This is a genomic window from Streptomyces sp. NPDC002926 (assembly GCF_053591755.1).
The window spans coordinates 25,322-51,547 of the sequence record NZ_JBSFUK010000014.1; the positions used below are offsets into that span (position 1 = coordinate 25,322).

A 26,226-nucleotide genomic window follows, 5' to 3' on the forward strand; every position below is an offset into this window, starting at 1 on the left:
ATGCGCACAAAGCAGCTATAGGAGAGTTGCGGGTGTTAATCCTTGTGCGGTGGTAAACAGAGAGGGAGGGGCCAGAGCTAGGAGGGGTATGGACACCGGTGTGCCGGATGCCGGGGGAGCCGCGTTTCAGGATCGTCTGGCGGGGGCTACGGCGATGCTCTGCGATGTCTTCGAGGACATCACGGCAGCCGCCTTTGTCGTGGACGGCGAAGGGATCATCGTCGCGGCCAACGGGCGGTCCGAGAAGCTGTTCCACCGGTCCGCGGACGACCTGGTCGGCCGGGACGCTCACGACCTGCTGCACCGCGACAGGCACGGGCACCCATTGCCCCGTAGCCGCTGCGGGCTGCGTATGGCCCTCCTCTCGCACAGCACCAGGCACTGCGACCTTGACTGGTTCACCTGCGGGGACGGCACGGTGCTCGGCCTGGCCTGGCTCATCACGCCCTACGGTCTTGACGCCGGAGCATCGGGCGCGCTGGTACTGCTCTATCAGCCACAGGATGTGCCAGAAGCCCACCAGGACGAAGCCGAGGAGTCCGAGAGGCTGACGGAACTGGACCGCCTTGCACTGCTCGCTGAGACGACCACACAGCTCACCTCCACGCTGAACGTGGACGAGGCGCTGCATCGCCTGGCTGCACTGACGGTGCCCCGGCTCGCGGACTGGGCGGTCGTCGACCTGATCACCGAGGTGGACGAGGTCAGACGTACGCTGGTCATGCAGCACGCGGATGGGCTCCTGGTCGAGCGCCCGGACCTGCAAGGGCCCATGCCTCCGGTGCCGCAAGAATCACCGATGCCTCTGTCACGGGCTTTGCGCGGTGCCGCCTCGACCATCGCCAGCCCCTCCACGTACCAGGGACCGCCGGATTCCGGCATCGCCGTCGAGCAGCAACGGCTCTTCACGGAGACCGGCATGCACTCGGCCGCCATCGCCCCGATCCGTGGACTGCGCGAAGTGCTCGGCGCACTGACCCTCGGCCGCTCGAACCGCCCTGAACCTTTCACCACCTCTGATCTCCCGCTCCTCGAGGACCTCACCCGGCGGGCGGGCCTGGCGTTGGACAACGCACGCCTCTACCAGAGGCAACGCAAGGTTGCCGAGACCATGCAGCGGCACTTGTTGCCCCAGATGCCGATCGTGCCGGGGCTGCAGATGACAGCTCGGTACGTGCCCGCTCCGCATGCCTCCCAGGTCGGCGGGGACTGGTACGACGCCTTCTCGCTGACCGACGGCGCGACCGCATTGGCGATCGGCGACGTCGTCGGCCACGACCTCGATGCCGCTGGAGGAATGGCCCAGATCCGCAACATGCTGCGCGCCTTTGTCTGGACGCATCCCGGCTCGCCCAGTACAGCGGTCACACACCTCGACCAAGCCGTCATGCACATAGCCCAGGAGCCGATGGCCACCATGATCCTGGCTCGGCTCACTAGGGGTGACGAGGGATTCTGGAAGCTGCACTGGACCAACGCAGGTCATCCACCACCACTACTGATCACCCACGACGGCCAAACACGATTCCTGACCGGTGGGCACGGCATGCTGCTCGGCACCGGTGGCCCGAGTCCCCGAACGGATGCCGTACTCACTCTGCCGCCCCGGTCCACCCTCGTGCTCTACACCGACGGACTCATCGAATCCCGCCGCTACACCCTCGACGATGGCATGGACAGACTCCGCAGGCACGCGGCTTCCCTGGCCCACCGTCCGCTGGACTCCTTCAGCGACTCCCTGCTGGCTCAAGCCCGTCCGGACGACAACGACGACGACGTCGCCTTCCTGGCCCTGCGTACACCTACTGCCGGCTGAACGGATTGACGTCTTTGGCGGGTGCTCTCACCGTCCGGAATGGCCGGTTTCCGGATCCTGCGGGTCGACCCCGGTGAAGGCCGAGAAATCCTCGGACCCGCTGGGGCGCTGGGAGCGACCGCGGCCTTCTCCAACGCAACCGGCGGACCCCCCTGCCCTGACCTGTGGCTGAACGGGTGAAGCATCGAACTGCAGGGATAGCACTGGGTAACTGGCTGAGATGCCGGACCCAAAACGTGGTGGTTCGCTGATGGGACCCTCTTCGAACAGATCCAGGAGCGATCATGAGTGTTGCAGGTGAAGGTGGCGACCGTGCCCAGCAGATGCGTGCCAAGGCGCAGGAGCTGAAGGACGCGGCGGACCGGGCCACCGACCCGCAGGAGCGCCAGCAGTTGCGGGAGAAGGCACGCCAGATGGAGGAGAAGATCCAGCGGGAAGGCGGAACGGGCCCGGGTCTGGACCCCATGGTGTAGAGCACCTCGTCGACCGGTCCGCAGTCTCTTCGTCTCATACCCGGGCGGAACCGCCGACCGGGTGCTATCGAACTCGACCTTCTGGCCCTCGTTGAGTTCGCGGTACCCGGTACGGGCGATGGCCGAGTAGTGGACGAACATGTCGGGGCTCCGCCATCCTGCTCGATGAAGCCGAAGTCCTTTTCCGCGTTGAACCACTTCACAGTGCCGGTGGCCATTTTGGTCTCCTTCATGGGTCTGTGGTGCGCGCGTTGTGCTGTGATGGTCCTGTCCCTGAAGAGGCTCTGGATAGCTGACACGCTCATTGCGCGTCAGGTCACTGCACCCCGGCTGCCCAAACCGAATACCGGGCCGCCAGTCCCGTCGCACCAACCCAGGGTCTCAGAGGGCTGCAGGCGGAGCAGGTCTACCGGAGGCAGGGCTTCCGCTCGATCGACCGGCCACCGGCCCGGAGTGCACCAGCGGGCCGCGTTTCCAGCCACTCCAGCACAGCAGTTGCTGGGCTAGTTCCTGTTCGCAGCGGCCCGCTCTGGCAGATCGTCCTTCGGATAGATGGCGGCGGCGAGGTGAGCCCGTTAGCAACCGGACCTGGGAGATGCGCGGTGCCATGAGGTAGCAGAGCCGTTGGTGTGAACGGCGGCCCCTTGCCCAGTGCCGCTGAGAGGGCATCGTGCCACGGCACGGTTACCGTCTCATTCCTCCCAGTGGGCTGCCCTGGCCGACTGCTCCCTTCAAGCAGAGGGCCGGGGTTCGCCCAACCGCCATGGCGAATGCAGGCGGCAGTCCGCTGCATGCGGCCTGCCGGTCGTACGGCGGGCACAGCAGCCCGTCTCCAACGCTCAGGGAGGCACCATGAGCAGCAGCAGCGGGACCGGTGAGGCCACCGGTACCAAGGGCAAGGACTACAACCTGATCTGGTACGTCGAGGCGTGGCTGAGCAACGCTCTGCGGAAGGAGACTTACATTCAGGACGCAGAGCTGTTCCGCAAGGCGCAGGCCGACAGCCACAAGGGCGCCGAGCTGGGCCAGCAACTCCTGCGCACCCGGCTCCCCGGCTGACTCTTAAGCGCGATCCGCGACGACGATGGCGGATGCCGAGGTCTTTGAAAGCCTCGCGACAAGTCGCGTCTGCCTGCTGGCCTCGTGCCGGAGCCGGAATTCGAACTCCCTGCGCAACGACACCTATCTCAACGCGGCGGTAACCGTGAGTGCCCAGCGCGCGCGGACCGATCGACCATCTCCAGGGGCTCTCCTGGATGCGAACCTGCGAAGAGCCGGGGCCTTCGCCGGCAACGAGCGGCGCAGGCGCCGGCGCCTTCCCGTCGTCTCCTCAACGCGCGGAGCCCTCCCCGGTCACCGCCTCAAGGTCCTGGCGCTCCTGGCGGTCGTTGTCGTCCTGCTGGCCGTCGGCCGGCCAAGTGCCGAACGGACCGACCGCGCCCGGACCGGGCGCACCCAACTGCAGCGCGCCGCCTTTGAGCCTGTGATGGTCGGGGAACATGCAGGGCCCTCCTCGACATCGCCACGGTGTACGGGAGCCATGGTGGCGGCCGACGTGGCGATGGCGGTCGCGAATCGCCCGCGGTGGCGCAAAGGGCTAGGCACCAGTGCCGCTGGGGCACGGTGCGCGCCCGGCCCGGGGAGGGCTCGGGTGCAGGGTTTGCCGCGGACCGAGTGGGAAGATCCCGAAGTCGCGGAGATCACGCTCAGTTCCGGCGCTGGTCGCCGCTGTGCCGACGGAGCCGGTCGGTGTGGCGGGGCGACGTCATCGACGCGCGCCGCGAGGTCGGGGTGGTCGGACGCCAGATACGCGTGCGTGTCCGTCAGGGGGCCGACGAAGGCGGCGGCGTCGTTGTCGGCGAGGGCGGCGGTGAGCTCGACGAGAGGGGTGCGGGCGGCGCCGGGGAGGTCGGTGAGCGCGGTGATCTGGCCGGCGAGCTGGCGCAGGTCCGCGGCGTGGGCGCGGGCCCAGGCGGTGACGGTGCGGTCGGCGGCGCGGTCGCGGGTGACCCGTACCCGCTGCTCGCCCGTGGACCCCGGACTTCCGGGGCGTACGCGAAGGTAGCGGCGTTCGGCGGCCTGGCGGCTGGAAACGCCGAGGGGGTGGTCGAGGTCGGCCCAGCTGGCGCCCGCTTCCCGGGCCTCTTCGATCAGGCCCGGTTCCCACTCGGCGAGCTGATCGCGTGATTCGCGGAGCAGCAGGAGCGCAGCAACTGCCTGCTCCGAGTCGGCCTGGACGGGCTCGCGCAACTCCCCATCCCGCAGTGTCTGGGCGGTGCGCAGGGCCTCGTGGATCGTGTTCAGCGCCGCGGCGGCGGCGAGGAAGGACGTGGGAGTGAGACCGCGGGCGCGGGGGCTTGGCGCGCCGGTCAGCTGACCGTGGTGCCGCAGCATACGAGCGTGTTTCTGAAGGTTGTGTGCTGGTTCGCCTATGGGCTTTGACGGTTGGCTCGGAGACGCTGATTGCATGGACAGCCACCTGGAGAAGAGGTCCGGCCAGCGGTTGCGCGTGTCCAGCACGACGGCGAACGGCCGGACGACGTTGCCGGCGATCGTGCTGGGCATCATCGGCGGGGCCGTCGCGGGCATGTTGTATTGGCTCTCCATCGGCGTACTGCTCCTCGTCGCAGACGTGGGGTACCTCTCCGTGCGATCGGCATTGCGCTCACGCCGACGCCCGACCCACTGACACGCCGGCACACACGCTCCCATGCGTCGTGCTCACCTCGCAGCGCAGTCGTCGCCGACAGTCGCGGACGGCCTGAGCGAAACTCACCCGGGAACGCCTGGATACAGCGCTATCCCATTGCTCACCTGTGATGATCGCGGTCCTGACGGTCCCGGCGATCCTCACGGTTCCAGCGCCCACGACGCTGTCGGCTGTACCGGCGGTCCCAGCGGTCCTGTTGATCGCGGTAGTCCCGGTACTCACCGTAGTCGGAATCGTCGCCGTGGCCCCGGCGTCCGTACCCACCGCGGTTGTAGTGAACGGCCCCGAAGATCAACACGGCCGCTGCCACCCACCAGATCGGATTGAGGAAGCCGAGGCCGCTCAGGGCCGCGAAGAGAATGAGAAACAAGGCGGACACTGCGGCCTCCCGGAGCGGAACAAGTCATCGCTGCCGGGGGCCGGGGCCTCACCGAACAGCGTAGTCCTGCCCGAAGGTTGCGGCTAGCGCCCCACGTCAGCCTGTACCGCCTGGACAAGATGGCTAGTTGCCACCGGGTCAGGAGTGCGTCGACGGCAAGCGTGCGTGGTGCGGCCCGCGAACGACACGGGAGTACAGAACACGTTCGCCTGCACCAGGCCGTGACAGTCTGCCGGCCGGCAGAGGGCGCTGGAGTGGAGAATGAATGTCTCGACATTCCGTGGCTGGAAGGTCAAGGCGGCTGGCTGGCGTGGTCGGACGGCCAACGCCGGGGCTGCCGGGCTTTCCGCACCGCCCGCCGTTGATCTCTGAGTGCCTAGCCATCGTGCGTGTACAGGGTCTAGTTTGGAAACAAGCCCGAGCCCCCGGCGACCCTGACCATACGGCCACAGTGGGGGTCTAGATCATGGCGCATGGCACGCGGGATCTCGACACGTTGAATGGTGCGCGGCCTGGCAGAGGACACCGCAGCAACCGGTCCAGAACGTCTATTTCCCACTGGCACTCCCGCCTTGCGGGGACTTCGCCCCGTCACACAGGCATCTGCAGCAATCGTGGGGGCGAGGCCGGGTCACTGCTGCGCCACGCGTCGGCTCGCCCCTCGTTTACCGGAGGCCTCTGCCTCCGAAGCCGAATCGACAGGCGTGCCCACTGCAGTACCCCACGGCAAAGGTAGTGACGTGACCATCTTCACGCAGCCGACAGGAACGTCCGTACCGCCGACCGCAAGTCCCTCCACCCAGGCTCCTTCGTTCACCGGTTCGCTGCCATGGATCGAGGACACGGCGAAGATCGCACCGGGCGACGCACGCGCGCTGTCGAAGCTGTTCTTCGATCAGCTTCAGTCTTTGGAAGAAGGCACACACGAGTACCAGTACGCCCGCAACACACTCATCGAGATGAACCAGACCCTGGTCCGCTTCGCCGCCATCCGGTTCCGTAACCGCGGCGGCGGTGAGATGGAAGACATCATCCAAGTCGGCACCATCGGACTGATCAAAGCGATCGACCGGTTCGACCTGTCACGCGGCGTCGAGTTCACATCCTTCGCCATCCCCTACATCGTGGGACAGATCAAGCGGCACTTCCGTGACACCACCTGGGCCGTGCATGTTCCGCGCCGACTTCAGGAACTGCGTATCGACCTGGCCAAGGCCAAAGAGCGACTCGAGAGCAACCTCGGTCGCAAGCCCACCGTCAAGGAACTCGCAGAGCATTTGCAGCTGCGCGAGGACGAGATCATCGACGGGCTTGTCGCCGCCAATGGCTACACCGCCGGCTCCCTCGACACGCCCCGCGACAAGAGTGACGACGGTCCCGTCCACCAGCGCAGTCGCACGTGCAGGGACACCGTGGGCAGCTGCGACCCCGCCATGGAGCTCGTGGAAGACGTTCAGACCCTCACCGCGCTCCTGGAGCAACTCGGCGAACGTGATCGCCGCATCATCCAACTGCGCTTCGGCCAGGAAATGACCCAGTCCGAGATCGGCCAGGAGCTCGGCTGCTCACAAATGCACATCTCGCGCCTCCTCTCCCGCATCCTGACGCAGCTCCGCACCGGCATGCTCACCGACCACTAGGCGGGTGGACCGCCGGGACCTTGGGGGCCGTCAGCGACACCGGGGAAGGGGGCCGGCGCCGTGACCGCTTCAGCAGGGGGACATCGGTCACGGCGCCGGCTCCAATTAGCAGAGAAGGGTGGCCGCCAGTGATCAGTCCTGCAATGACCGCGATCCTGCGCCTCCTGCACGCACAAGCCAGACCTCGGCTCCCTGATGACTGCGCCTCCGTCCTTGGCATGGATCACCTGACACTGTCCTTGTCCCTCCGAGGCCACGTCACCGAGCAGCTATGGGCCTCCGGCAAGACAGGCGCGCTGTTCGAGGACCTGCAATTCACGCTCGGCGAAGGACCCGGCCCGGACGCCGTCCGCACAGGCCTCCTCGCTCTGGAGCACGACGTATCCGCGCTGTCGGCCGACAGATGGCCCAACCTGCTCCCAGCCATGGCCCACCTGCCGATACAGGCCCTGTTCTGTCTTCCCCTGTCCCTCGGCGGCATCACCGTCGGAGTCCTCACTGCTCTGCGCTCCACCCCGGGGCCCATGACCGGACAGGAGATGGACGACGCCCTGGGACTGGCAGCGGCACTCACGCTTCAGTTCCTCGGGGGTGACGGCGTACAGCTCGATTCCTGGGTTGATGCGCAGCCCCACAGCGAACTGCACCGCGCAGTCGTTCACCAAGCGACCGGCATGCTCAGCGTCCAGCTCAACACTTCACTCGGCCAGGCGCTGCTGCGGCTTCGCGCCTATGCCTACAGCCACGACAGGTCCATCATCGACATTGCCGAGGACATCGTGTCTCGACGCCTTCGTCTGAACGCCGACGGACCCGAATCCGATTCACCAGACGAGACGAGGGGATGACTTCCATGTCCCGCGAACAGCAAGTGTCAGCGGTCTTCGTACAAGTTGCTGACTCACTGATCGATGACTTCGACCTCATCGAGTTCCTTGAGCAGCTGTGCGCACACTGCGTCACCCTGCTCGATGTCTCCGCCGCCGGCATCCTTCTGGCCAACGAGAAGGACACCCTGCAGACCATCGCGGCCTCCGACGAGGCAACACACCTGCTGGAGCTCTTCGCCCTCCAGCACGACCAAGGCCCCTGCCTGGAGTGCTACCGAACCGGGACCGCACGCACCAACATTGACTTGAACAGCCCCACCGCCACCAGCGCCTGGCCCGCCTTCGCCACCCGTGCCCGCCAAAGCGGCCTCCACACCAGCCACGTCTTCCCCCTCCGCCTGCGCAACCGCGCCGTAGGGGCGTTGAACGTGTTCCACACCAGCCTGCAACCACTCAGCCCGCAAGACGCCTCCCTCGCCCAGGCTCTCGCCGACGTCGCCACCATCGCCCTCCTGCAACAGCGCGACCTCGACCAAGAGCAAACAGAGAAGGCGCAACTACAACGCGCTCTGACCACACGCATTCTCATCGAACAAGCCAAGGGCATCCTCGCCGAACGCTGGAACACCAACCCCGAGACCGCCTTCACCGCCCTGCGCACCTACGCCCGTGCCCACCAGCTACGCATCTCCGACTGCGCACGCCAGATCATCGATCAGACCCTCAACACCAATAACATCCAACACCCGTAGAAACCGAGAAGGCACTCGGTGTCGCCGACCGCCTCGGCCAACCGTTCCTCGCCCGCACAGCGACACGGGCGTGGGAGCAGCCCCCTCGACTCGCTCACCAGGCAGTCCGCCCGATGCTCGTGGTGCAACTTGCGGCCCGCTTCATCCTGGCGGTGCGGTGACACCGGTGGTGTTCCGGATCCGCAAGCCTCCCGGCGCGATGGCGGATTCAGCCGCCACGAGGCGACGGACCACGTTCCAGGAGTGGTGAGCCCCTCGGGGCGGCGCCGACGGGTGGAGCGGTCCTTGGACAGGGCCACGGTCCGCAACTCCGAAGCACCCCAACGAGAAGAGAGGCCGGGACGCGGGGCTTCTCTGCTCCCGGGAATACTTCCTGCGGTCCTTGAGCAGTCCCCCGCGCCGATGCCCTGGCTCTACGCGAAGACATGCCACGTGCTGCATCCGCGCGAGGGCACCGGCGCTCGTCGGGCAATCCTGGACGGCACTCGTGCCGAATGACTGATGGCGGCAGCGGTACGGCCTCTGTCCCCTCTCCTGCACCGGCAGACCTTGGACGCCGGCGCGGAGACCCTGGCCCCTGCTTGTCCCCGGTGCCAGGCATCGCGGGTCCAGAGACTTCCTGGGCCAGGAGTGGCTTGTCCGGGCCAGCGGGGTACGCGATGGCCGGATACCTGTGCCATGCGGGTCTACTCGCGGGTTGCAGCGCCCTCAACCAAAGCGCCCCGACCGGCCGAGCGCAGCAGCGTCGGAGAAAGACAGCCCTCGCAGGAGCAGCAAGCGGGACCGTTGGGGGGTGGACCCAACAGGTCTGATGAACTTGAAGCGGATGGGGACCATCGCGTGAGGCCGTGTCTTTCCGGGGCCAGCGTCGTTGGGGAACCGACGCGTGCACTGGTTCGGTCCCCACGGCTGGCCCAGTGCCGTCAGCGGCGCCCGGTACCGCTCCCGGCGCCGGGGCCGTGATCAGCCGGACAGAGCGAGCTCCGCCCCTGAGCGGCGTTTTGCCCAACGGCTGCAGCTCGCTCGCCAGAACTCCATGCGCTGCGGCGAATGTGCGGCCCACCCTCCGGCAGGGTCAGGCGCTCGAGAAGCCCCGTCCTTCAGGGCGGGGAGGAGTCACTTACCGCATGAAGGTTGGGGCCGTAAGTCCTAGCAGGCCCAAGGCCGCTGGGCGACGGTGAAGCGCCGGCCCGTACGTGCCTCGACCACCACAGTTTCGTCACCCCCCTGGCTCACTGAGGACGCTACCGAGGCCAGGACGTGCTCCGATGGAACCGTCGTAGCCGTCTATCCGAGAAGCTGATCATGTACGAAATGTGGGTGGGGGAATCCCCGGAGGGCGAAGAACTGGTGTGGCACGTCGTGGTTGCCAACAAGGCGGCCACCCTGTGCGGACAGCGAATGATCTCCGCGGTCGACAGCGTTGAGCGGCGCACGGACCGGCACTGCATGCCTTGTATGGCAGCTTTTCAGGCCGCCCTGGAAGCGCCCGCGCGGCCCAGCGTGTAGCAGCGTCTTTGGCCGGCCCGGCGTCGTCCTCAGCCGCTGGCTCAGGACACAGCTGCGGTGGCGCGAGGCCGTCCGAGTGCCAGCCGCGCCCCGGGTTGCGTACGCCGAGCGGAATGCAGTCGGCAGTCACCCGTGGTCTTAGATATACGGCCCGGCCAGCTGATCCCAGGGCTAGTGTGCGCGGGTGCCGGTGTGGGTGGTGAAGCGGTATTCGACGGTGAAGGGGAGGGTGTCGAGGTCGAGTGCTTGACGGAGCCGGGGCAGCCCGTGGGTGTTGAGGTGATGGTTGATGGTGGTCAGGTCACCGTCTTGTTCGGTGCTGATCACTATTGCGAGGGCGGGGTTTTGGCGGGTTCCGGCGAGCGTGGCGTGGGCGTGGTGGACGCCGGGGTAGGTGGTGACTTCACTGAGGAAGGGGGCGGTGGCAGTGTTTGCGGCCAGTTCGGTGCTGCCCTGATCGGGGTTCTGCTCGAAGTGCCAGGTGTGGGTTTTGGGGCGCCGGGCAAGTTGCGCGGCGAGCCAGCGCAGGATGAGCAGACCCACGATGACTGCGGTGGTGGCGGTGACCCACAGCACCCAGGTGGGCGGGTTGGTGGCGGCGGGAATGAGTGTGGCGCCCGAATCCAGGAAGGTGAGTTGGCCGAAGTGAGCCGCCAGGGCGAAGGAGCCCGAGCCGAGCAGGAGGACGCCGAAGACGGCGAGCAGGGTGCGGTTGAGGCGGGCCGGGCGGTTGAGGCTGGTCATGGTGCGTTCCTGGTGGCATGGAGCTGGATCTTCGTGGCCGGACGGGTGAGAGGGGTGACCTGGTCGAGGCGCTGATCGAGGGCGGCGCGGACGGCATCGCTGAGTCCCGCGGTGTTGGTCCGGTCGGTGCGGATGCGGGCGACGATCGTGCGGCGGCCTAGTTTCAGCTGTGCTCTGGTGACCCCGTCGACACTCGCGGCGGTGTTTTGCAGGGCGTGGCCCAGGCTGCGCCTTGTGACGCCGGCGTCCAGGTCCCCGGCCAGCGGCAGAACGGTCGGTGTCCCCGGCAGGAGTGCCACGAGCAGCAGGAGTAGCCCGAGCAGGGTGAATGTGCCGCCGGCGATGAGAATGGTGGTGTCGTTCCAGTGGATGCTGTGAAGGGTGTCGGTGACGGAGCGGTAGCTGATGAGCGGGCTCTGACCGGTGATCAGCTGGATGGCGGAGATGGTGATCAGGACGCAGGCGGCGAGCATGACCAGCGCGGTGAGAGTGGCGGGGATCGTGCGGCGGGGCCGACGTTTCATAGGACTCTCCTGGTGGGGGAGCCGGGAGCGCGTAGTGCAGTGACGGTGATGTCGACGCGGGTCACGGTCAGACCGGTGAGGTCCGCAATGCGGCGTACCAAGTGTGCGCGGGCGTCCTCGGTGGTGTGGGCGACGGATTCCGGATAGACGACGGAGAGATGAACGTCGAGCGCCGCAACTGAATCGCCACTGACCTTCGCGGTGACCCGGGCCGCGTGATCAGCGTGTTCCCCTGGGACCGCTATGCCGAGTATCCGGCCGGCTGTTCCGCCGATGTGTTCGGTTTCGGTCAACACCCGGGCGGCGATGCGTTCCACGGCGCGCTCGGAGATGGTGGTGCTGCCGCGCTGCGCCGCATCGTTCTCGGTCTCAACGGACGTGGTGGTCGCGGTGTCCATGGAAGTCGCCGCCCCTGTCACGGCCGGTGAATTGGGCGAGGTCGAGTTTGCCGTCGAGGTAGCGCCCGGCCAGCAGCCCGACCGTCCCGAGAACGAGGACGATGAGGAAGGCATAGAAGCCGCCGAATGCGGCGGCGAGGCCGAGTACGAGTCCTGTCAGCAGCCCCATCTGAGTGGACGTCATGTCAATTCTCCTTGGTGCCCGTACGTTGCCCTGACGTGGCCGTGCGGCAGTGAGTCGGGTGGCGCGTCGCGCAGATGGCCCTTGCGCCGCATGGATCCCGTGGCGAGGCTCCCCGTGCGCACCGTGGATGACGCAAGCGTCGTGCGGGCGCCGGGCCGGCGGCTACTGAACGCGGTCGCCGGTGCCCTGGTCGTCGCCGTCACTGTCGTCAGCGGGGAGGTGTACGTCATTGACATTGATGTTGACCTCGACGACTTCCAGGCCGGTCATCTGCTCGACGGAGTCGATGACGTTGTTGCGGACGTCCTTGGCCAGCTCGGGTATGGCCACGCCGTACTCGACCAGCATCTGCAGGTCCACGGCCGCCTGCTTCTGACCGACCTCGACGGACACGCCCTGTCCGGCGCTGGCGGAGGCTCCGGGGATCCGCCCCTTGACTGCGCCGAACGCCCGTGCCGCTCCGCCACCCAGCTCGTATACGCCGGGCACCTCGCGGGCGGCGATCCCGGCGATCTTCTGGACGACGACGTCGGCGATGGTGGTGGAGCCCTGCCCGGACGCCTGTGCAGGGGAAACTTCCGGTGCGCTGCTGGCGCTCGTGTCCGCGTCACCAGCGCCGAAAGTGGAGTGCTCAGCACTCTTGGCGGTGGACGGGTTCGTCATGGTGCTCTCCTCGGTTTCCAGGTCTGGACGAGGCAGCTCCGCGCTCGTCACACCTGAAGGACCCGTGGCAGGGGAGAACGTCATGGCCCTCTCAGGCACCCGCGTCACTCGCGTGACCGAGAGGAGTGAGGGCGGTGGCGTCGATGTCGGTGACGACCAGGCGCAGCCCGGCGTCCTTCCACCGGGTGTCCTTGAGCGCCGCGTGCAGGGCGGCCGCGGCTTCGCGCAGGATCGGAGGGAGGGGGAGGGCGAGGGCGACGACGCGGATCTCGATGAGTTCGTCGTCGATGCCCACGGCCAAGGTGTCGAGGTTCCACGGCACGCGTGAGCCGATGTGGGTGGTGGAGGGCGTCGCTGGGCGCAGGCCGGGGATCCTGCCCAGGACGGCCAGGAGTGCACGCGTCGTCTCTGTTCGCGGTGTCACCACGCACCGGTCCCGTACACGTCGATGTCCATGATCGACACCACGACGGCCTGCGGGGTGAGGCCCGTGGCATCGGCTACCGCGCGCGTGACCTCGCGCTGAACGGCCCGTCCCACCGCCACAGCCTGGTCCTGCCCGGAGGTGACCAGGCCGACGGACACGCGGCGTATCGGTGGTACGGCTGAGCGGTCGGCCGTGACTTTCACACCTTCGGTCGGGGCCGGGGCAAGGCCGTGGATCCTCTGGCGTGCTGATCGGGTCACCTGGGAGGCGAGCCCGGTCAGGCCGGGTTCGAGCCGAACAACACCAGGGACGCCGACAGCGGCTCGGGCGGCGACTGCGGCGATCACGGGCTCGGCTATGACCCACTGGGTGCGGGGAACCCCGGCCTTGTCGTCCGGCACGGTCGTTGTCATGGCGAGCACCGTGTCCTTGTACTGCAGTCTCTCAACGGTCTGCTGCCCGATCCCGGGCGTAGTCATGCGTCGTAGAGGTCCTCCACAGTCAGGTCCAGACGCAGCAGGGTGATCCCGACCCGTGCCGCAGCGGCTGCCCGGACCCGCTCGCGCACCTCGTCGACAGCGTCGGCGGAAAACCTGCGGTAGGCCACCGCGAGGCTCATCGCCACCTCCACCGCGCCCTCCGTCTCCGTGACGGCAATCCGGCAGTGCCGTGCGCGCACACCGTCGACGGAATCGGCGGCGCATCGCAGCACCGCGGCCACCGCTTGCTCGCTGATCCGCAGCCCGCCCGGCTCCGTGCTGGGCAGCGCGAGCATGTGGTGACGGCGGACCTCTGCGCGCACCGCGGACATGATCCGGCCGGTCAAGCCCAGCGAAGGCACGGTCTCCTCCGAGGCCAGTTCGCCGGTCACCTCCCGCAGGACCACCAGGCTCTCCCGGGCAGCCGAGCAGTACTCGCAGGTGAGCTCATGGGCGTCAGCCACGCCGGTATCGACCGGGGCGAGTCGCTCCCACACGGTCTCCATATCGCGGCCGCACGGCAGCATGTAGCCCTGGGCGTCGCTTATTTCCATGGGGACATCGCCTCCGCCAACTGCGCTCGAGCGCGCGCTATGCGTCCACGAACTGCCGTCTGGGTCGTGCCCGTTGCTCGCGCGATCTCCGCATAGGAGCGCCCGTGAACCTCCCGCAACAGCCAGCAGGCCCGCTGCTCGGGTGTCAGCCGCGTCAGAGCGTCCGCGAGCGCGATCAACTGCTCGCTGACCTGTGCCGCCCGCTCAGGGGATCCAGCCGCCTCGGCGGATTCGCGATTGTCCAGGTCAGCTTCCGCGACGGGTCTGCGTGCCCGGATGATGTTCAGGCACCGGTTGGTCGTCGTCCGGTAGAGCCAGCCCACGAACGCTGGGTCGTCCCGTAGCTGTCCCAGGCGCCGCCACGCGGTCAGGAACACCTCCTGCACCACGTCCTCGGCGTCGCTCCGGTTGGAGAGCATGTGCAGTGCCAAGTGGTACATCGGTCCCTGATAGCGGCGCACCAGCACCTCGAAGGCGCGGATGTCGCCATCACGGGCGCGGACCACCAACGTGGCATCGTCCAATACCACCTCCGGGGCGGGGGAGGCGGGCTGTGAACCGACACCGGCAGACGACGTCACCTGCACAACCTTCCTGCGCCCGGCATACTCTCGGGCCCCTCTCTCGGACTTGCTGGAACACCGGCCGAACCGTGGCGGGCAGTAGAAGGACACAAAAGCCGAGCCATCGTCACGCACACATCAACTATCTGCCGTCCACCGGTCCGCTGCAGTAGACGGCGATGTCCAGCGACCGGAGCCCCGCCCTCCCGCCGCACCGGGCCGCCTCCGTGGCAGAAAGCAGGTGCCTCTCATGATGCGACCGGCACGATTCGGGCGAGACTGGTGAGTACAGGACCGGCATTGAGTGAGTGCTCTCGTGCCGAGGCGACCGCCCGTCGGGCCGGGCTGTGGATGGTCGGCCCGCCCGAAGTGAGCAGGACTAAGTTCCCCATTCGTTGCGCTCGAAGAATCGGCTGTTGTCGTCGCTGTTGGGGGCAGAGACCACTGGCAGCAGCAGTTGCGCGGCACGGGTGGGTTCCCGAGGGAACGATGAAGGTGACGTGCGCATGGACGATCAGACCAAGGTGGCTCTTGCCGCGGCCATAGTCGGCGGATACGTGCTGGGCCGTACGAAGAAGGGCAAGCTGGCCCTGAGCGTGGCTACCTATGTGGCGGGCAGGCGGTTCGACCTCGATCCGCGCCAGCTCGCTGCCGAGGGCATGCGCAGGCTGGGGGAGGTCCCTCAGGTCGCCGAACTGCAGGAGCAGCTGAAGGGGGAGGTCCTCGAGGCTGGCCGCAAGGCCATGACAGCTGCTGCCACTCGCGGCATGGGGACGCTCGCGGACACGCTCCGCGACCGCACAGCCGGCCTCGGCAAGAAGGAAGAGGAAGAGCCGGAGGAAGAGGAAGAGGAGGAGCCACAGGAGGAAGAGGAAGAGCCGGAGGAGGAGTACGAGGAAGAGGAAGAGGAGGAGCCGGAGGAGGAAGAGCAAGAGGAAGAGCCGGAGGAGGATGAGGAGGAACCGGAAGCCGATCGCCCGCAGCGCCGGAGAAGCTCCCGGAAGCCGGCTCGGCCTGAGAGGGGTACCGCGTCCAGGCGTGAGAGGGCCCCGTCTGCCCGGAGTTCTTCCGGGGCAGCGGCGAAGGAGCCGGCTCGGAGGAAGAAGTCCTCCGCGACGAAGCCGGCCGCGAAGAAGTCAGCTCCGGCTAAGAAGTCCGCCGCCAGGAAGCAGGCTCCCGCAAAGAAGGCGGCGCCTTCAGGAGGGGCGGCGAAGAAGACATCCAAGCGCGCCGATCGCCGGAGGTAGCCCGCCATGGCCGCGAAGGAGACGAAGCAGCCGGAGGCGGAGGAGTCGGGGGCGGGCGGACTGGGGGAGGCGCTGTCCGGCTTCCTCGGTTCACAGGTGGAGCGGCTCGCGGAGAAAGCCGGCGACAAGCTCACGGACCTCACGGGTCAGCTCACCGATGTAGCCGATAACGGCGGATCATTGCTCAAAATCGGCTCGCGCGTCCTGGGGGGTGAATCTCCCGTGAAGGCGTTCGTGTCCGAGAAGGCCAAAGGCGTCAAGGACAGCGTTGTGGACAAGGCCAAGGAAGTCTTCGGCGGGGGAAAGGGCAAGTCCAGCGGTAACAAGAGCATGAACATTATTGAGGTCCTCGATGTCGGAGTGCCCCTTCGCACGGCTTACGACTAATGGACGCAGTACGACGAGTTCAGCAGCTTTACCAAGGGTGTTCGCGATGTCTCGATGAGCGACGAGATGACCAGTGACTGGAAGGTCAAGGTCGGCCCTTCCTCCCGAAGCTTCAAAGCGACTGTTCAGGAGCAGATCCCGGACGACCGGATTGTTTGGACCTCTGAAGGGGCAAAGGGCAGCACTCGCGGTGCCGTCAGTTTCCACGAGCTGGCGCCGACTCTGACGCGGATCGTCCTGGTCGTGGAGTACTACCCCTCCGGGTTCTTCGAGAAGACCGGAAATCTGTGGCGGGCCCAAGGCCGCCGGATGCGGCTGGACTTCAAGCACTTCCAGCGGTACGTCAGCCTCACCGACGAAGAACCGGACGGCTGGCGCGGCGAGATCCGAGACGGCGAAGTCGTCATGTCGCACGACGAAGCTGTGGAAGAGGAAGAAGCGGCACAGGCCGAGGACTCGGAGAATGACGGCGAGTACGAAACCGCGGAAGACGGCGAGGAAGGGGAAGAGGACGAAGGAGAAGAGGAGGAGGACGGCGACGAAGACGAGGAAGACGAGTGGGAGGACGAGCCCGCCGATGAAGACCGGGAGGAATGATCCCGGAAAGCGACGCATCATGACGCATTCGGGGAGCGGTCCGCAGGCGCCGGATATTCAGGCAGGAACGCCCGATGAGCCGGGGACGTCCCTTGGCGGCGCGGGCCTGATGCTGCGACCAGACCAGCAGGTCGGGGGCCAGGTCGGGGTCGAGGCTTTCGTGATTGGGCTTGGCATGGTGTCGCGTGCTTGTCCTGACACCAGCCGTCACCCATCCCGATGCCCCTCTTCCCGGCGATATGGCCGAACCGTTCGCTGGCCCTGCGAAGCCGGAGTACCTGCCTGTGGGCCACGTCGTGTGCGAGGAGGGCGACCTGGCCGAGTAGCAGCCGGGGCGGCGGCGCATCAGCCCGGCCTCGGCGATCTCCTTCGCCAGTCCGGAGAAGTCACTGCCGGACGCCTGTGAGGGCGGGGGACCAACAGGAGCATGAGCTGTCATCGTGACCGGAGCTTCCGTCGGCGGCTGTGAGCACGTCGCTCGGTGGGTCGGTTCCCAGCGCGACGGAGAAGGACCGAGCCATGCTGACGTTCGCTGCTGTGCTGGGACGGCATCGTCGACTGCTCAGCCGAATACCTTGATGCAAGTGCCGCGGTTACCAGTAGTGCCGTCGTCCGCCGACCGCGTGTCCTACCGCCCCCAGAATCCACAGCAGAACCCCGATCGCGACCAAGATGACCCCGATGGTCCAGAGAATACCGATGCCGGCCAAGAGGCCGATGATGAGCAGAATGACTCCGAGGATGATCATGACGCCCTCCGGTGACGGAACGCCCACTGCGGTCGCCCCCTCTCTCATTACAGCTCCCCGCTATGTACACGGCAAACCCGGGTCTCGCCCTGACCAGCGCTGCGCCTCTTGGCCAGCATTGCGAAGATGGACGATTGGGGACGGCCGACGATCTCTGAGCTGCTTTTCAGTCTCGGAAGCATCGGCGGGACCATGGGTGCTGTGCCAGGATTCTGGACGGAAAACAGAACGAGCCTTGTCATGCCGGGCCGCGCCACGGCAGGCTGCGCGACTGCCGCTCTGCCGGGTCCGTACCCATTCGCAGCGCCTGCGGGCCTGATATGACCGCCACGGCTGCGGGTGGGAGAATTTCGATATCACCGGCAGAGCACGTGTATGCACCCCGGAAAACAGGCAGGTGAGGTCATGCCCAAGCAGCCGAAGCCGTCCCACCCCTCACAGGGCGAGGGGCCGAGCCGACACAAGGGCACTCAGCACGGCTGGTCGCCAGATGTGGACGAGACTCGACAACAGGAAAACCCGAGCGCCCATCGCTCCTTCCACCCGGATGAACATGCCCCCGCGAAGGGCAGCGGCAGGAAGGTCTCGAAGGAGGAGTCGAAATCCGTCCCCGGTGACACCGTCGAGAGCACCAGCCGCCGCGGGGAACAGCAGGGCAAGGGCTCTGGCGAGAAGGGCAAGCACGACACGGGCCGCAGAGGTCGCTCACAGCGTCCCAGCGGAACCAAGGACGCCTCCGCCGCGACTGGTGTGGACCCCCAGGACCCGCCCGGCAAGCGGAGCGGCGGCTAGGTGGCAGGAACCGTCCCCGAAGTCATCGCGGAGCCGACCGGTGGCCAAACCAGTGCAGACCGCCACGGTGACGTGGCCCCGCGGCGGCAGGGCGATCTTCCGTCCGCGCCTGGGTCGCCTCGGCAGCCCGGGTATCGCCTTGATTGCGCTCCCGGTCGACATTGGGCGTGTCACCACGTGACTGGGTGACTCCGCGGCGGGACACGCTGCGCCGGCTGGCGCGCCGCGCGCCGATCACCAGCAGGACCAGTCCGAGCACAGCCGCCGCTCCGATAACGATGCCGTAGAGGAAGAGCGTGCCAGTGGAACCCGTGACCTCGTAGCCGAAGACCGAGAACCCTCCGGTAAGTCCGTGCGTGCTATTTGAGAAGACGCCAACCACGCCGATGGTGACTGCGGCGATCAAAACAACGAGTCCGAGGATGAGGATCATGAAGCACTCCTTGGATCTGCTTCGCCCCCCGGGGGATCGTGCTGTCCGGCAAGCCGGCGGCACGATCCGCGTCTACCCCTGAGATCGAACTGCTAATCCCATTGGTCAGCGTCTACACGGCCAGCATGGAGATCCGGCCTTGTCGGACTGGGGCCGCAGCAGCCCCGGCTACTGCAAATTCCTTTACAAAGCCCATGTGGGGCATGCCTGAGAACGTTCACCAAAATTCAGACGTCACCAAATCCTCTTCCGGTCGGACCGGCTCCGTAGAATGCGTTTTACGGAGTCATCTGCGGGTGAGGTGGAAGTTATCCATCGAGTTTGACGAACCGGGAGGTGAGTGTCGTGGCAAAGGACGAGAAGGCCAAAGCCAAGACGGAACAGGCCAAGGGCAAGGCGAAGGAGACCGCCGGCCGAACGGTAGGCAACGAGGGTTTGACTACCAAGGGCCGCGCCGAGAAGGCGAAAGGTGACGTTCGTCAGGCAAAGGAGAAGACGAAGGACGCGTTCAAGCACTGATATGGGCCTGGCGGACCGGTGCGGAAGGATAGTTGCGGGATCCGCCGGCATGGCTTGGCCGGGATGTGCTGCCGTCGTGCTGATGCGGCCGCTGCTCCGTCGCGAGCCGACCACGGCTGCGTCATGACCCCTCGTTGACGTCGCCAGCCCGCCAGCGTGTGGATACCTGAAGCGGACTGGCCGGGGCGAGCAGCATCTCCCGGCGGGTACCCCGGCTCATACACAGCGACAGTCGACGCGCGGCGCACCGAAGGAGAAGCTGCCCCCGGAGAGGTCGGGGTCTGGGCCGGGCGACGACCTGCCCCCGGCCTGGGTGCCGAATGAGGACCTGCGGCGGCGCAAACGTCGCGCGCCGCAGGTACCCCACGTCACTGCGGCGCGGGGCAGGTGACCGAACCAGTGCAGACAGCCTGACGGCAGGGTGTTCACCGGCCCTGTCCCGAGGCTTGGTAGTCCCCTCACGGCCGACATCGGCCGTTTCGCGCGGGACTCCGCGACCGCCGGCTGCGGCGGTGACTGCCACGGCGCCGTGAGTGCGAGGGGGCACCGTCGCCTGCGGTACACCGACGGTGCCGAAGATGACCGCAGCGATCAGAACGATGAGTCCGAGGATGAGGATCACGAAGCACTCCCTGGCCCTGCTTCGCCCCGGCGAAATCGTGCTGCCTCTACCTCGACAGCTCGACGCGCTGGTCCCTTGAGTTGGGTACTACAAGTGCCTATACGGGACATTCGATGCTCATCCCGCGTGCATCACGGGCTAACCAATGCGCTTGCCGGTGCGGCCTCCCGATTGGCTGGAAACGACTGAACGCTTCCGGGGTCATCGTGGCACGCGGTACCTCTACCCTTTCTCTCTCCCGCCCCGACGGATGCAGTTACGCTCGGCCAAGTCAGCGTTGAGGGCGGTCGCGAAGATGCACCAGGCCACATACGGCAGCAGGGCGACGGCCGCAGTCTTGTCTGTCCGGACGACGCGGCCGATGAGCTGAACGTTGCTGACATCGAGCGCTAGGGTGGCCAGCAGCCCGGCTGCCGGGCTCTGCTTGCGGAAGAACAGCCAGTTCCACGACCCGTTCACGATGAGATTCACCGCCGTGGTGGCGGCGAGCGATGTCCGCTCCCCCGGCGGCGCGTTGTTCAAGGCCCGGCCCGTGGCCCAGGCCAGGCTGGCGTACAGCGGTGTCCACACCACCCCGAACGCCCACGAGGGCGGCTGCCAGGACGGCTTGGACAGGGATCGGTACCAGGCGCTGTCCGCGTCGACGGCAGCGGAGCCGGCCGCGGCGGTCGCAACGGTGGCGATGGTCGTGGCGGCGTAAGTCTTCCAGCCGCTCTTGTCTGGCTCGGACCGCTCGCTCAATAGCCTCATGCAAGCTCTGCTACCCGAACGGCTGCTCCCAGATCACATGCCACTCATCCACATGGGTACGGAACACCCTGCTGAACGGGGGCCGGGCACGACCGGACGAATCGGCCGACGTTGGGTGTGACGACCCGTGCAGCCCCCAGGATGTGTGTCGGGGCCAGGTCCCAGAGCGTCCAGGGCGCCCTGTGGCCCGGCAGTACCGTTCCAAGCCGGGGGAACGCGGACTTCCGGGCCAGCGCGGCGGACATGGGGATCGGGTGCCGCCTCGATCGCTCCACAGGCGATCCGGGCGCCCCGGTGGCGGAGCACGATGCGGTCGTCCTCATACGTCACCTGGCAGCAGCCCCTGTGTTCACAGGCCCACCCCAGCCCCTCGACGTAGAAGATCGCCGCATCGAATGCATCCCTGGTGCGCAGCTCCAGCCACGGGGGCCTTGTCCTGACCCACGCTCCAGTCCGGGATGACCCTGTCCCGAAGACAGCGCCGTCGCGGTCCGCGCAAGCGCGGCACGGCCGGTACCGAAGCTCAGCGGGCCTACCGCGACGGTGGCGCAGAAACGGGCGGATGGCCGTCCGAACTTCTGACGGCTACTACTGCGCTTGCGCCCGATTCAGCACCGCGCCCGCGAGTGAAAATGTGGCCGCACGTGTGCAAGTGTCCATTGGTTGAACATGCAAGGGAATCGACCTGCGGGCACTACTGCGGATGACCATTCGGGATGCCCCGTCGCGTCGATGCTGCTTCTCTGGTGAGACCCGCTCTCCACCTATTCGCTGCTTCTCTGGTGAGACCCGCTCTCCACCTATTCACGGGAGTGATCATGAGCGTTGCAGGTGAATCCGGCGACCGTGCCCAGCAGATGCGCGCCAAGGCCAAGGAACTCCAAGACGCGGCCGACCATTCAACCGATCCGCAGGAGCGCCAGCAACTGCGGGAAAAAGCTCGCCAGATGGAGGAACAAATCGAGCGGGAAGGAGGTCGGGGCAACCCCATGGAGTAGCCCCCGTGCGCACAGTGCACGCGAGAAACGCCGAGCGACCGGACACTGCCCCGGTCGCGGCAGTCTGAAGTCGCCCCCTGGGTCGCGAGGCTGCCGTCGAGCCCGACCTGACGGCGCCTCGCTCAGCTGCCCGTACCGGGCCAGTTGAGCCGGTTCACCAGCACCCGCGACAGCACTCGCAACGAACCCGTGTCTCGGTCGACGAGAACAGCAACCGACGACTCTGCGACACCCGACCAATTCGGCCCCCGAAAGAAACATCCGTAGGCCGGACTCGAAGGTCACTACTGAGGTTGAACTTGTGGTGTCGCGGGGTGCTGACGGTTCTTGATCCCTGCGCTATGCCGTGGGTATGCGGTATGCGCAGGGCGGTGGTTTGACCGCCGAGCGGCGGGAGTTTCGCGAAGGGCTGCGGCTGAAGGCGGCCGAGCGGTTCGCGCGGGGCGAGACGAACGCGGTGATCGCCAGGGATCTGCGGGTCAGTGTCCGGTCGGTGCAGCGGTGGCGGCGGACCTGGCGGGAGGGCGGTCCCCGCGCTCTGGCCTCGACTGGCTCGGCATCCCTGCCCAGACTCAGCGAGGCCCAGTTCGCACAGCTGGAAGTCGAGCTTGCGAAGGGTCCAGTGGCTCACGGCTGGGAGGACCAGCGGTGGACGCTGTCGCGGATCAAGACGGTGATCGGCCGGCGTTTCCACACGGCCTACACGATCCAGGGCGTCGCCAAAATGCTGCGGCGGCATGGCTGGTCGTGTCAGGTGCCGGCCCGGCGGGCGGTGGAACGCGACGACGCGGCGGTCGAGGGATGGGCGAAGGAGACGTGGCCGCAGGTGGAAGGACCGCGGCGGCGCTCGGCGCCTGGATCGTCTTCGAGGACGAGGCCGGAGTGTCGATGACGCCGCCGACCGCTCGGACCTGGGCCCGCCGTGGCCGCACACCGGTGGTGCGAGTGCGTGGCCGCTCGCGCCGCCGGATCTCGATTGCTGCCTTGACCTGCTACAAGCCAGGCGAGCGGTCCCGCCTGATCTATCGGCCCTGCCTCGACCGTCGCCCGGACGGGCGCAAGAGCTTCGCCTGGACCGATTACCGCGACCTGCTGACCGTCGCCCACCAGCAACTTGACGGTCCGATCGTGCTGGTCTGGGACAATCTCAACACCCATCTCACCTCCGGCATGCGGCAGTTCATCGCCGACCGCGACTGGCTGACCGTCTACCAACTGCCGTCCTACGCGCCCGACCTCAACCCGGTCGAAGGCATCTGGTCCCTGCTGCGACGCGGCTGGTTATCCAACGTCGCCTTCACCACCCCCGACCACCTGATCCGCACGGTCCGACACGGCCTGCGCAAGATCCAGTACCGCAGCGAACTCATCGACGGCTGCCTCGCCGGGACTGGCCTGGCCTGGCCCTCTCATCCTGCTGAGCTCGCACGACATCACGAATTCAAGGTCAGTAACGAGCAACGGTTCCCGGCTATCTCTGAGACACCAGCCCGCTTGGTTCGAAGGGGGTCATCCTTGGTTCGAAGGGGGTCATCCTTGCCCCTCACCTGGGTGTTGGTGAGACAGGAGAGAGTCTGAGACATGCGAGCTGTTCATAACAGTGGCTCGCTGCGCTACTTCGACCGCGACCCCAGCCAACTGGCCCAGCTCGTGAGGCTGCGCGCCCTCGCCCTGCACGGGATCAACGCCACGATCGGATCGGCGAGCAACCGCAATGCTGGCCGCCATGGCCGCCGACGCCACCGCACCCGGCGGCATCACCCACCTCGACCACACCCCCGAGGCGATCGCCGCCTTCCTGCGCCCCCGCCCCGTGTCTGCCCTGTTCGGGGTCGGCCCGTCGACCGCCAGCCTCCTCAGCCGGCACGGACTGCACACCCATCGGCGCCATCGCCGACACACCACTGGGCACACTGCAGCGCCTCCTGGGCAAGGCCGTGTGCGGCGAGTCGGCGAGTCGGTCAGTTCGGCGGCGTCGCGTCCGAGCCGCTTCATCTCGCCCGCACCCGGGTGCTGATCTTCAGGCGAAGATGCTCCGGCGTGAACGAACGGCGAGGCCGAGGCTTGTTCTTCCCCATGCGGATCTCCGTAGTGATCGGAGACCCAGGTGCTGCTTCCCCGCCCGCTCAGGGCTCAGCCACTCGGCCGGGATGGGCGCACCCGCAGGACATCCCCGACAGACCTACGGCCGGTATCTTCAAGAGGAACGCGGCGATTACGACCCACACGCCGAAACCAAGCAGCCACCATGAGTCGGCGAGCAGGCCCGCAGCGATCAGGGCTGTGGCGCAAAGAGTGAGACCGATGATCCTGCGCTGCATCCCCCAGTCCCGCAATGGAGTCATGACGTATCGGGCCTTTCAGTCCACACAGTCGCAGCACACCTTGGGGCTGGGATGGCCGTGGTGTGGGGCCGACTGGTCATGAAGCGCATCCTAGGATCGCTGGCTCGGAGGCGCGTGCCAGAGCCCGTTTTAGCCGTTCGCGGCGACGGGTCAGCCCCCGACGTGGATGCCGGGGCGGCGTTCAGGGTTGGGTTCGTGCTTGCGGATGATCTCGCGGGTGACTGGTGCGGTGTCGCCGCGGCCGAGCAGGAAGTAGCGGAACATGTGCCGCAGAGGGCTGCCCTCGGCCCAGGCGAAGTAGCAGTGCGGCTGGACATCGGTGGCGTCGCGTAGGGCGAGCAGGATGGCGGCGATGGCGTTCGGCGCGGCCGGGGCCTCGGCGCGAAGGATCCGGTATCCATCGACCTCGACGCCTCGTACGGTGAGGGTTCCGCTGAAGTCAGACGGGTCGACCACGTCGATTTCCAGGAACAGCACGTCGGCGGGGCCGGGTACCGGGTTGGTGCCGCGCTGCTCGCGCTCCTTGTCTGTGTATTCCGCCAGGTCGCCGGCCTGACGGCGGTTGGCGATGATGTTGATGGCGTTGTCATGGGCGAGGGTGTCGGTGATGAACTGGCGGGCGGCCGGATCGAAGACGATGCGGTCGGCGCGCAGTTCGGTGGTACGCGAGACCCGGGAGATCAGTGACACGGCGATGATGCCGAGAATGAAAAAGCCGGAGATCGCGATGCCGTCCGGCTTGTCGACGACGTTGGTCACCAGGGCGTAGAGCAGCACAGCGGTGAGCAGTGCGAAGCCTGTGGCGGTCGCGCGCTGGCGGCGGCGTACGGCGGAGACAGTGACGGCGAAGGCGCCGGAGACCATCATGGCCAGAATGCCGGTGGCGTAAGCGCCGGCCTGGGCATCGACATCGGCATCGAACGCGATGGTGATGAGGATGCACAGGGCGGTGTACACCAGCACGACCGGGCGTACCGCGCGTCCCCACTCCGGAGCCATGCCGTAGTCGGGCAGGTACCGCGGGACGATGTTGACCAGCCCCGCCATCGCGGAGGCGCCCGCGAACCACAGGATCAGAATGGTGCTGATGTCGTAGACGGTGCCGAACGCCTCCCCGACGTGCTCGTGGGCCAGCCAGGCCAGGGCCCGGCCGTTGGCCGCGCCGCCGGGCTCGAATTCCTTGTGAGGAATGAGGACGGTGGTGACGAAGCTGGCGGCCAGTAGGTAGACGCTCATGATGAGCGCGGCGGTGGTCAGTAGCCTGCGGGTGTTGCGGATCCGCGAGCGCAGCCGCTGCTCGGGGTCGTCGCCTTTGGCGGACACGAGGGGCATCATGCTCACCCCGGTCTCGAATCCGGACAAGCCCAGCACCAGCAGCGGAAACGCCAGCAGCGCCGGCCCCATCACATCGCCCAGGCCGCCTCCGCCCTCGACGAGTGCGTCCGTCCATGCCGAAAACGCCCCGGGTGTGGTGAGCACATCCGCCACACCGACGGCGATGACCACCGCGTTCAGCACCAGGAAGACCGCGACCAGCGGAATGGCCACACTGACCGCTTCGCTGAACCCGAGCAGGAACACCCCTCCGAGAACCAGCAGCAACGCCACCGTGAGGGCAACCTCGTGACCCTGCAGGGCCTGTGGGAAGAAGGGGTTCTCCACCACGTGCACCGAGGCGTCCGCCGTGGACAGGGTGATGGTGATGATCCACGAGGTAGCCACAAAGCCGAGCAGGACCAGCACGAACAGCTTGCCCCACCAGAACGGCAGCAGATCCTCCAGCATCGCCACTGACCCTGCCCCGTGGGGGCTTTCCTTGGCCACCCGCCGATACATCGGCAGCATCCCCAGCAGGGTCAACGCCACGATCAGCAACGTTGCCAACGGCGACACCGCCCCGGCGGCTAGTGCGGCGATCGCCGGCACGTAGGCCAGGCTCGAGAAGTAGTCCACCCCGGTCAGGCACATCACCTTCCACCAGGGATGCTGTTCGGCGTGCGCTTCACCGGCGGCAGGCCCGACCGGCTGCACCTGGTGCCGCAGCAACCACCGCGCCAGACTGCCGCTCGGCTGTGCCCGCAGAGCGGGATTCTCCACCACTTCCGGCACAGCCGGTTCGTTCGCGTCCTTCATATCCCCATC

27 protein-coding genes and 5 pseudogenes are annotated in these 26,226 nt (G+C 67.0%); 14 read left to right on the forward strand and 18 right to left on the reverse strand.

The window, feature by feature from the left end:
* Positions 1-88 precede the first annotated feature (88 nt).
* Entirely contained in the window at positions 89-1,816 is a 1,728-nt protein-coding gene (locus ACWDZ6_RS21235; protein ID WP_451504078.1) for a SpoIIE family protein phosphatase, read from the forward strand.
* Between the two features lie 284 nt (positions 1,817-2,100).
* Positions 2,101-2,289: a DUF6381 family protein gene (locus tag ACWDZ6_RS21240; RefSeq protein ID WP_451504079.1), complete on the forward strand. Its 189-nt coding sequence runs from the start codon at positions 2,101-2,103 to the stop codon at positions 2,287-2,289.
* A 33-nt stretch (positions 2,290-2,322) separates the two neighbouring features.
* Here ACWDZ6_RS21240 and ACWDZ6_RS21245 read toward each other — a convergent pair.
* Positions 2,323-2,507, reverse strand: a pseudogene (locus ACWDZ6_RS21245) (cold-shock protein); the annotation flags it as partial.
* Positions 2,508-3,141: 634 nt separating this feature from the next.
* Between ACWDZ6_RS21245 and ACWDZ6_RS21250 the strand changes: the two are divergent.
* A complete protein-coding gene (locus ACWDZ6_RS21250) occupies positions 3,142-3,348 on the forward strand; it encodes a hypothetical protein (RefSeq protein ID WP_451504080.1) in 207 nt (68 codons plus the stop codon).
* A 271-nt stretch (positions 3,349-3,619) separates the two neighbouring features.
* Here the strand turns inward: ACWDZ6_RS21250 and ACWDZ6_RS21255 are convergent, their stop codons facing one another.
* Together ACWDZ6_RS21255 and ACWDZ6_RS21260 are read right to left on the reverse strand one after the other, a co-directional pair.
* The gene (locus ACWDZ6_RS21255) at positions 3,620-3,790 is read right to left on the reverse strand and encodes a hypothetical protein (RefSeq protein ID WP_451504081.1); all 171 of its coding nucleotides are present in this window, start codon (positions 3,788-3,790) and stop codon (positions 3,620-3,622) included.
* A 205-nt stretch (positions 3,791-3,995) separates the two neighbouring features.
* A pseudogene (locus ACWDZ6_RS21260) lies at positions 3,996-4,683 on the reverse strand (type III effector protein).
* Between the two features lie 73 nt (positions 4,684-4,756).
* On the opposite strand from ACWDZ6_RS21260, the gene ACWDZ6_RS21265 reads away from it, so the two are divergent.
* A complete protein-coding gene (locus tag ACWDZ6_RS21265; protein ID WP_451504082.1) occupies positions 4,757-4,978 on the forward strand; it encodes a hypothetical protein in 222 nt (73 codons plus the stop codon).
* Between the two features lie 121 nt (positions 4,979-5,099).
* Here the strand turns inward: ACWDZ6_RS21265 and ACWDZ6_RS21270 are convergent, their stop codons facing one another.
* Positions 5,100-5,378 (reverse strand): hypothetical protein, encoded by a 279-nt coding sequence (locus ACWDZ6_RS21270; protein ID WP_451504083.1) that lies wholly within the window; start codon positions 5,376-5,378, stop codon positions 5,100-5,102.
* A gap of 740 nt (positions 5,379-6,118) precedes the next feature.
* Here ACWDZ6_RS21270 and ACWDZ6_RS21275 point away from each other — a divergent pair.
* The 3 genes from ACWDZ6_RS21275 to ACWDZ6_RS21285 all read left to right on the forward strand — a co-directional run bounded on the left by ACWDZ6_RS21275 (position 6,119) and on the right by ACWDZ6_RS21285 (position 8,600).
* Positions 6,119-7,018 (forward strand): RNA polymerase sigma factor SigF, encoded by a 900-nt coding sequence (locus ACWDZ6_RS21275; protein ID WP_451504084.1) that lies wholly within the window; start codon positions 6,119-6,121, stop codon positions 7,016-7,018.
* A gap of 143 nt (positions 7,019-7,161) precedes the next feature.
* Positions 7,162-7,866 (forward strand): GAF and ANTAR domain-containing protein, encoded by a 705-nt coding sequence (locus tag ACWDZ6_RS21280; protein WP_451504085.1) that lies wholly within the window; start codon positions 7,162-7,164, stop codon positions 7,864-7,866.
* 5 nt (positions 7,867-7,871) lie between these two features.
* Complete coding sequence (locus tag ACWDZ6_RS21285) at positions 7,872-8,600, forward strand: ANTAR domain-containing protein (RefSeq protein ID WP_451504086.1); 729 nt, start codon at positions 7,872-7,874, stop codon at positions 8,598-8,600.
* A gap of 1,680 nt (positions 8,601-10,280) precedes the next feature.
* Here ACWDZ6_RS21285 and ACWDZ6_RS21290 read toward each other — a convergent pair.
* The 9 genes from ACWDZ6_RS21290 to ACWDZ6_RS21330 all read right to left on the reverse strand — a co-directional run bounded on the left by ACWDZ6_RS21290 (position 10,281) and on the right by ACWDZ6_RS21330 (position 14,663).
* On the reverse strand, positions 10,281-10,853 hold the full coding sequence (locus ACWDZ6_RS21290; RefSeq protein WP_451504087.1) for a hypothetical protein: 573 nt from the start codon (positions 10,851-10,853) through the stop codon (positions 10,281-10,283).
* Positions 10,850-11,377, reverse strand: a complete 528-nt coding sequence (locus ACWDZ6_RS21295) for a DUF6286 domain-containing protein (protein ID WP_451504088.1) — start codon at positions 11,375-11,377, stop codon at positions 10,850-10,852. The genes ACWDZ6_RS21290 and ACWDZ6_RS21295 overlap by 4 nt, the downstream gene beginning before the upstream one ends.
* On the reverse strand, positions 11,374-11,775 hold the full coding sequence (locus ACWDZ6_RS21300; protein WP_451504089.1) for an Asp23/Gls24 family envelope stress response protein: 402 nt from the start codon (positions 11,773-11,775) through the stop codon (positions 11,374-11,376). The genes ACWDZ6_RS21295 and ACWDZ6_RS21300 overlap by 4 nt, the downstream gene beginning before the upstream one ends.
* Complete coding sequence (locus ACWDZ6_RS21305) at positions 11,747-11,959, reverse strand: DUF2273 domain-containing protein (protein ID WP_451504090.1); 213 nt, start codon at positions 11,957-11,959, stop codon at positions 11,747-11,749. The genes ACWDZ6_RS21300 and ACWDZ6_RS21305 overlap by 29 nt, the downstream gene beginning before the upstream one ends.
* 162 nt (positions 11,960-12,121) lie before the next feature.
* Positions 12,122-12,622: an Asp23/Gls24 family envelope stress response protein gene (locus ACWDZ6_RS21310; protein ID WP_451504091.1), complete on the reverse strand. Its 501-nt coding sequence runs from the start codon at positions 12,620-12,622 to the stop codon at positions 12,122-12,124.
* A gap of 91 nt (positions 12,623-12,713) precedes the next feature.
* The gene (locus tag ACWDZ6_RS21315; RefSeq protein WP_451504092.1) at positions 12,714-13,049 is read right to left on the reverse strand and encodes a hypothetical protein; all 336 of its coding nucleotides are present in this window, start codon (positions 13,047-13,049) and stop codon (positions 12,714-12,716) included.
* Positions 13,043-13,528, reverse strand: a complete 486-nt coding sequence (locus ACWDZ6_RS21320) for an Asp23/Gls24 family envelope stress response protein (RefSeq protein WP_451504093.1) — start codon at positions 13,526-13,528, stop codon at positions 13,043-13,045. Before ACWDZ6_RS21320 ends, ACWDZ6_RS21315 begins: the two co-directional genes overlap by 7 nt.
* A complete protein-coding gene (locus ACWDZ6_RS21325) occupies positions 13,525-14,082 on the reverse strand; it encodes a hypothetical protein (protein WP_451504094.1) in 558 nt (185 codons plus the stop codon). The genes ACWDZ6_RS21320 and ACWDZ6_RS21325 overlap by 4 nt, the downstream gene beginning before the upstream one ends.
* Positions 14,073-14,663 (reverse strand): RNA polymerase sigma factor, encoded by a 591-nt coding sequence (locus tag ACWDZ6_RS21330; RefSeq protein WP_451504095.1) that lies wholly within the window; start codon positions 14,661-14,663, stop codon positions 14,073-14,075. Before ACWDZ6_RS21330 ends, ACWDZ6_RS21325 begins: the two co-directional genes overlap by 10 nt.
* A gap of 488 nt (positions 14,664-15,151) precedes the next feature.
* On the opposite strand from ACWDZ6_RS21330, the gene ACWDZ6_RS21335 reads away from it, so the two are divergent.
* Both ACWDZ6_RS21335 and ACWDZ6_RS21340 read left to right on the forward strand, forming a co-directional pair.
* Complete coding sequence (locus ACWDZ6_RS21335; RefSeq protein ID WP_451504096.1) at positions 15,152-15,892, forward strand: histone protein; 741 nt, start codon at positions 15,152-15,154, stop codon at positions 15,890-15,892.
* Between the two features lie 6 nt (positions 15,893-15,898).
* Positions 15,899-16,876 (forward strand): annotated as a pseudogene (locus ACWDZ6_RS21340) (SRPBCC family protein).
* Between the two features lie 67 nt (positions 16,877-16,943).
* Here ACWDZ6_RS21340 and ACWDZ6_RS21345 read toward each other — a convergent pair.
* Positions 16,944-17,315: pseudogene (locus ACWDZ6_RS21345) on the reverse strand (fatty acid desaturase); the annotation flags it as partial.
* A gap of 154 nt (positions 17,316-17,469) precedes the next feature.
* Entirely contained in the window at positions 17,470-17,625 is a 156-nt protein-coding gene (locus tag ACWDZ6_RS21350; RefSeq protein WP_451504164.1) for a DUF6131 family protein, read from the reverse strand.
* A gap of 405 nt (positions 17,626-18,030) precedes the next feature.
* On the opposite strand from ACWDZ6_RS21350, the gene ACWDZ6_RS21355 reads away from it, so the two are divergent.
* Positions 18,031-18,417 (forward strand): hypothetical protein, encoded by a 387-nt coding sequence (locus ACWDZ6_RS21355; protein WP_451504097.1) that lies wholly within the window; start codon positions 18,031-18,033, stop codon positions 18,415-18,417.
* 22 nt (positions 18,418-18,439) lie between these two features.
* Here ACWDZ6_RS21355 and ACWDZ6_RS21360 read toward each other — a convergent pair whose 3' ends face one another.
* A complete protein-coding gene (locus tag ACWDZ6_RS21360) occupies positions 18,440-18,850 on the reverse strand; it encodes a hypothetical protein (protein WP_451504098.1) in 411 nt (136 codons plus the stop codon).
* Between the two features lie 345 nt (positions 18,851-19,195).
* On the opposite strand from ACWDZ6_RS21360, the gene ACWDZ6_RS21365 reads away from it, so the two are divergent.
* Positions 19,196-19,369, forward strand: coding sequence for a CsbD family protein (locus ACWDZ6_RS21365; protein ID WP_451504099.1), 174 nt, complete (start codon positions 19,196-19,198; stop codon positions 19,367-19,369).
* Between the two features lie 844 nt (positions 19,370-20,213).
* Here the strand turns inward: ACWDZ6_RS21365 and ACWDZ6_RS21370 are convergent.
* Positions 20,214-20,741 carry a TspO/MBR family protein gene (locus tag ACWDZ6_RS21370; RefSeq protein WP_451504100.1) on the reverse strand — a complete coding sequence of 176 codons (528 nt, stop codon included), beginning with the start codon at positions 20,739-20,741 and terminating at the stop codon, positions 20,214-20,216.
* An 818-nt stretch (positions 20,742-21,559) separates the two neighbouring features.
* Here ACWDZ6_RS21370 and ACWDZ6_RS21375 point away from each other — a divergent pair.
* The 3 genes and pseudogenes from ACWDZ6_RS21375 (at position 21,560) to ACWDZ6_RS21385 (ending at position 23,756) form a co-directional block, all read left to right on the forward strand.
* Entirely contained in the window at positions 21,560-21,739 is a 180-nt protein-coding gene (locus ACWDZ6_RS21375; protein WP_451504101.1) for a DUF6381 family protein, read from the forward strand.
* A 352-nt stretch (positions 21,740-22,091) separates the two neighbouring features.
* Positions 22,092-23,137: pseudogene (locus ACWDZ6_RS21380) on the forward strand (IS630 family transposase); the annotation flags it as partial.
* A gap of 328 nt (positions 23,138-23,465) precedes the next feature.
* The gene (locus tag ACWDZ6_RS21385; protein ID WP_451504102.1) at positions 23,466-23,756 is read left to right on the forward strand and encodes a hypothetical protein; all 291 of its coding nucleotides are present in this window, start codon (positions 23,466-23,468) and stop codon (positions 23,754-23,756) included.
* A gap of 478 nt (positions 23,757-24,234) precedes the next feature.
* On the opposite strand, the gene ACWDZ6_RS21390 is transcribed toward ACWDZ6_RS21385, so the two are convergent.
* Positions 24,235-26,217 (reverse strand): amino acid transporter, encoded by a 1,983-nt coding sequence (locus ACWDZ6_RS21390; protein ID WP_451504103.1) that lies wholly within the window; start codon positions 26,215-26,217, stop codon positions 24,235-24,237.
* Positions 26,218-26,226: the final 9 nt, after the last annotated feature.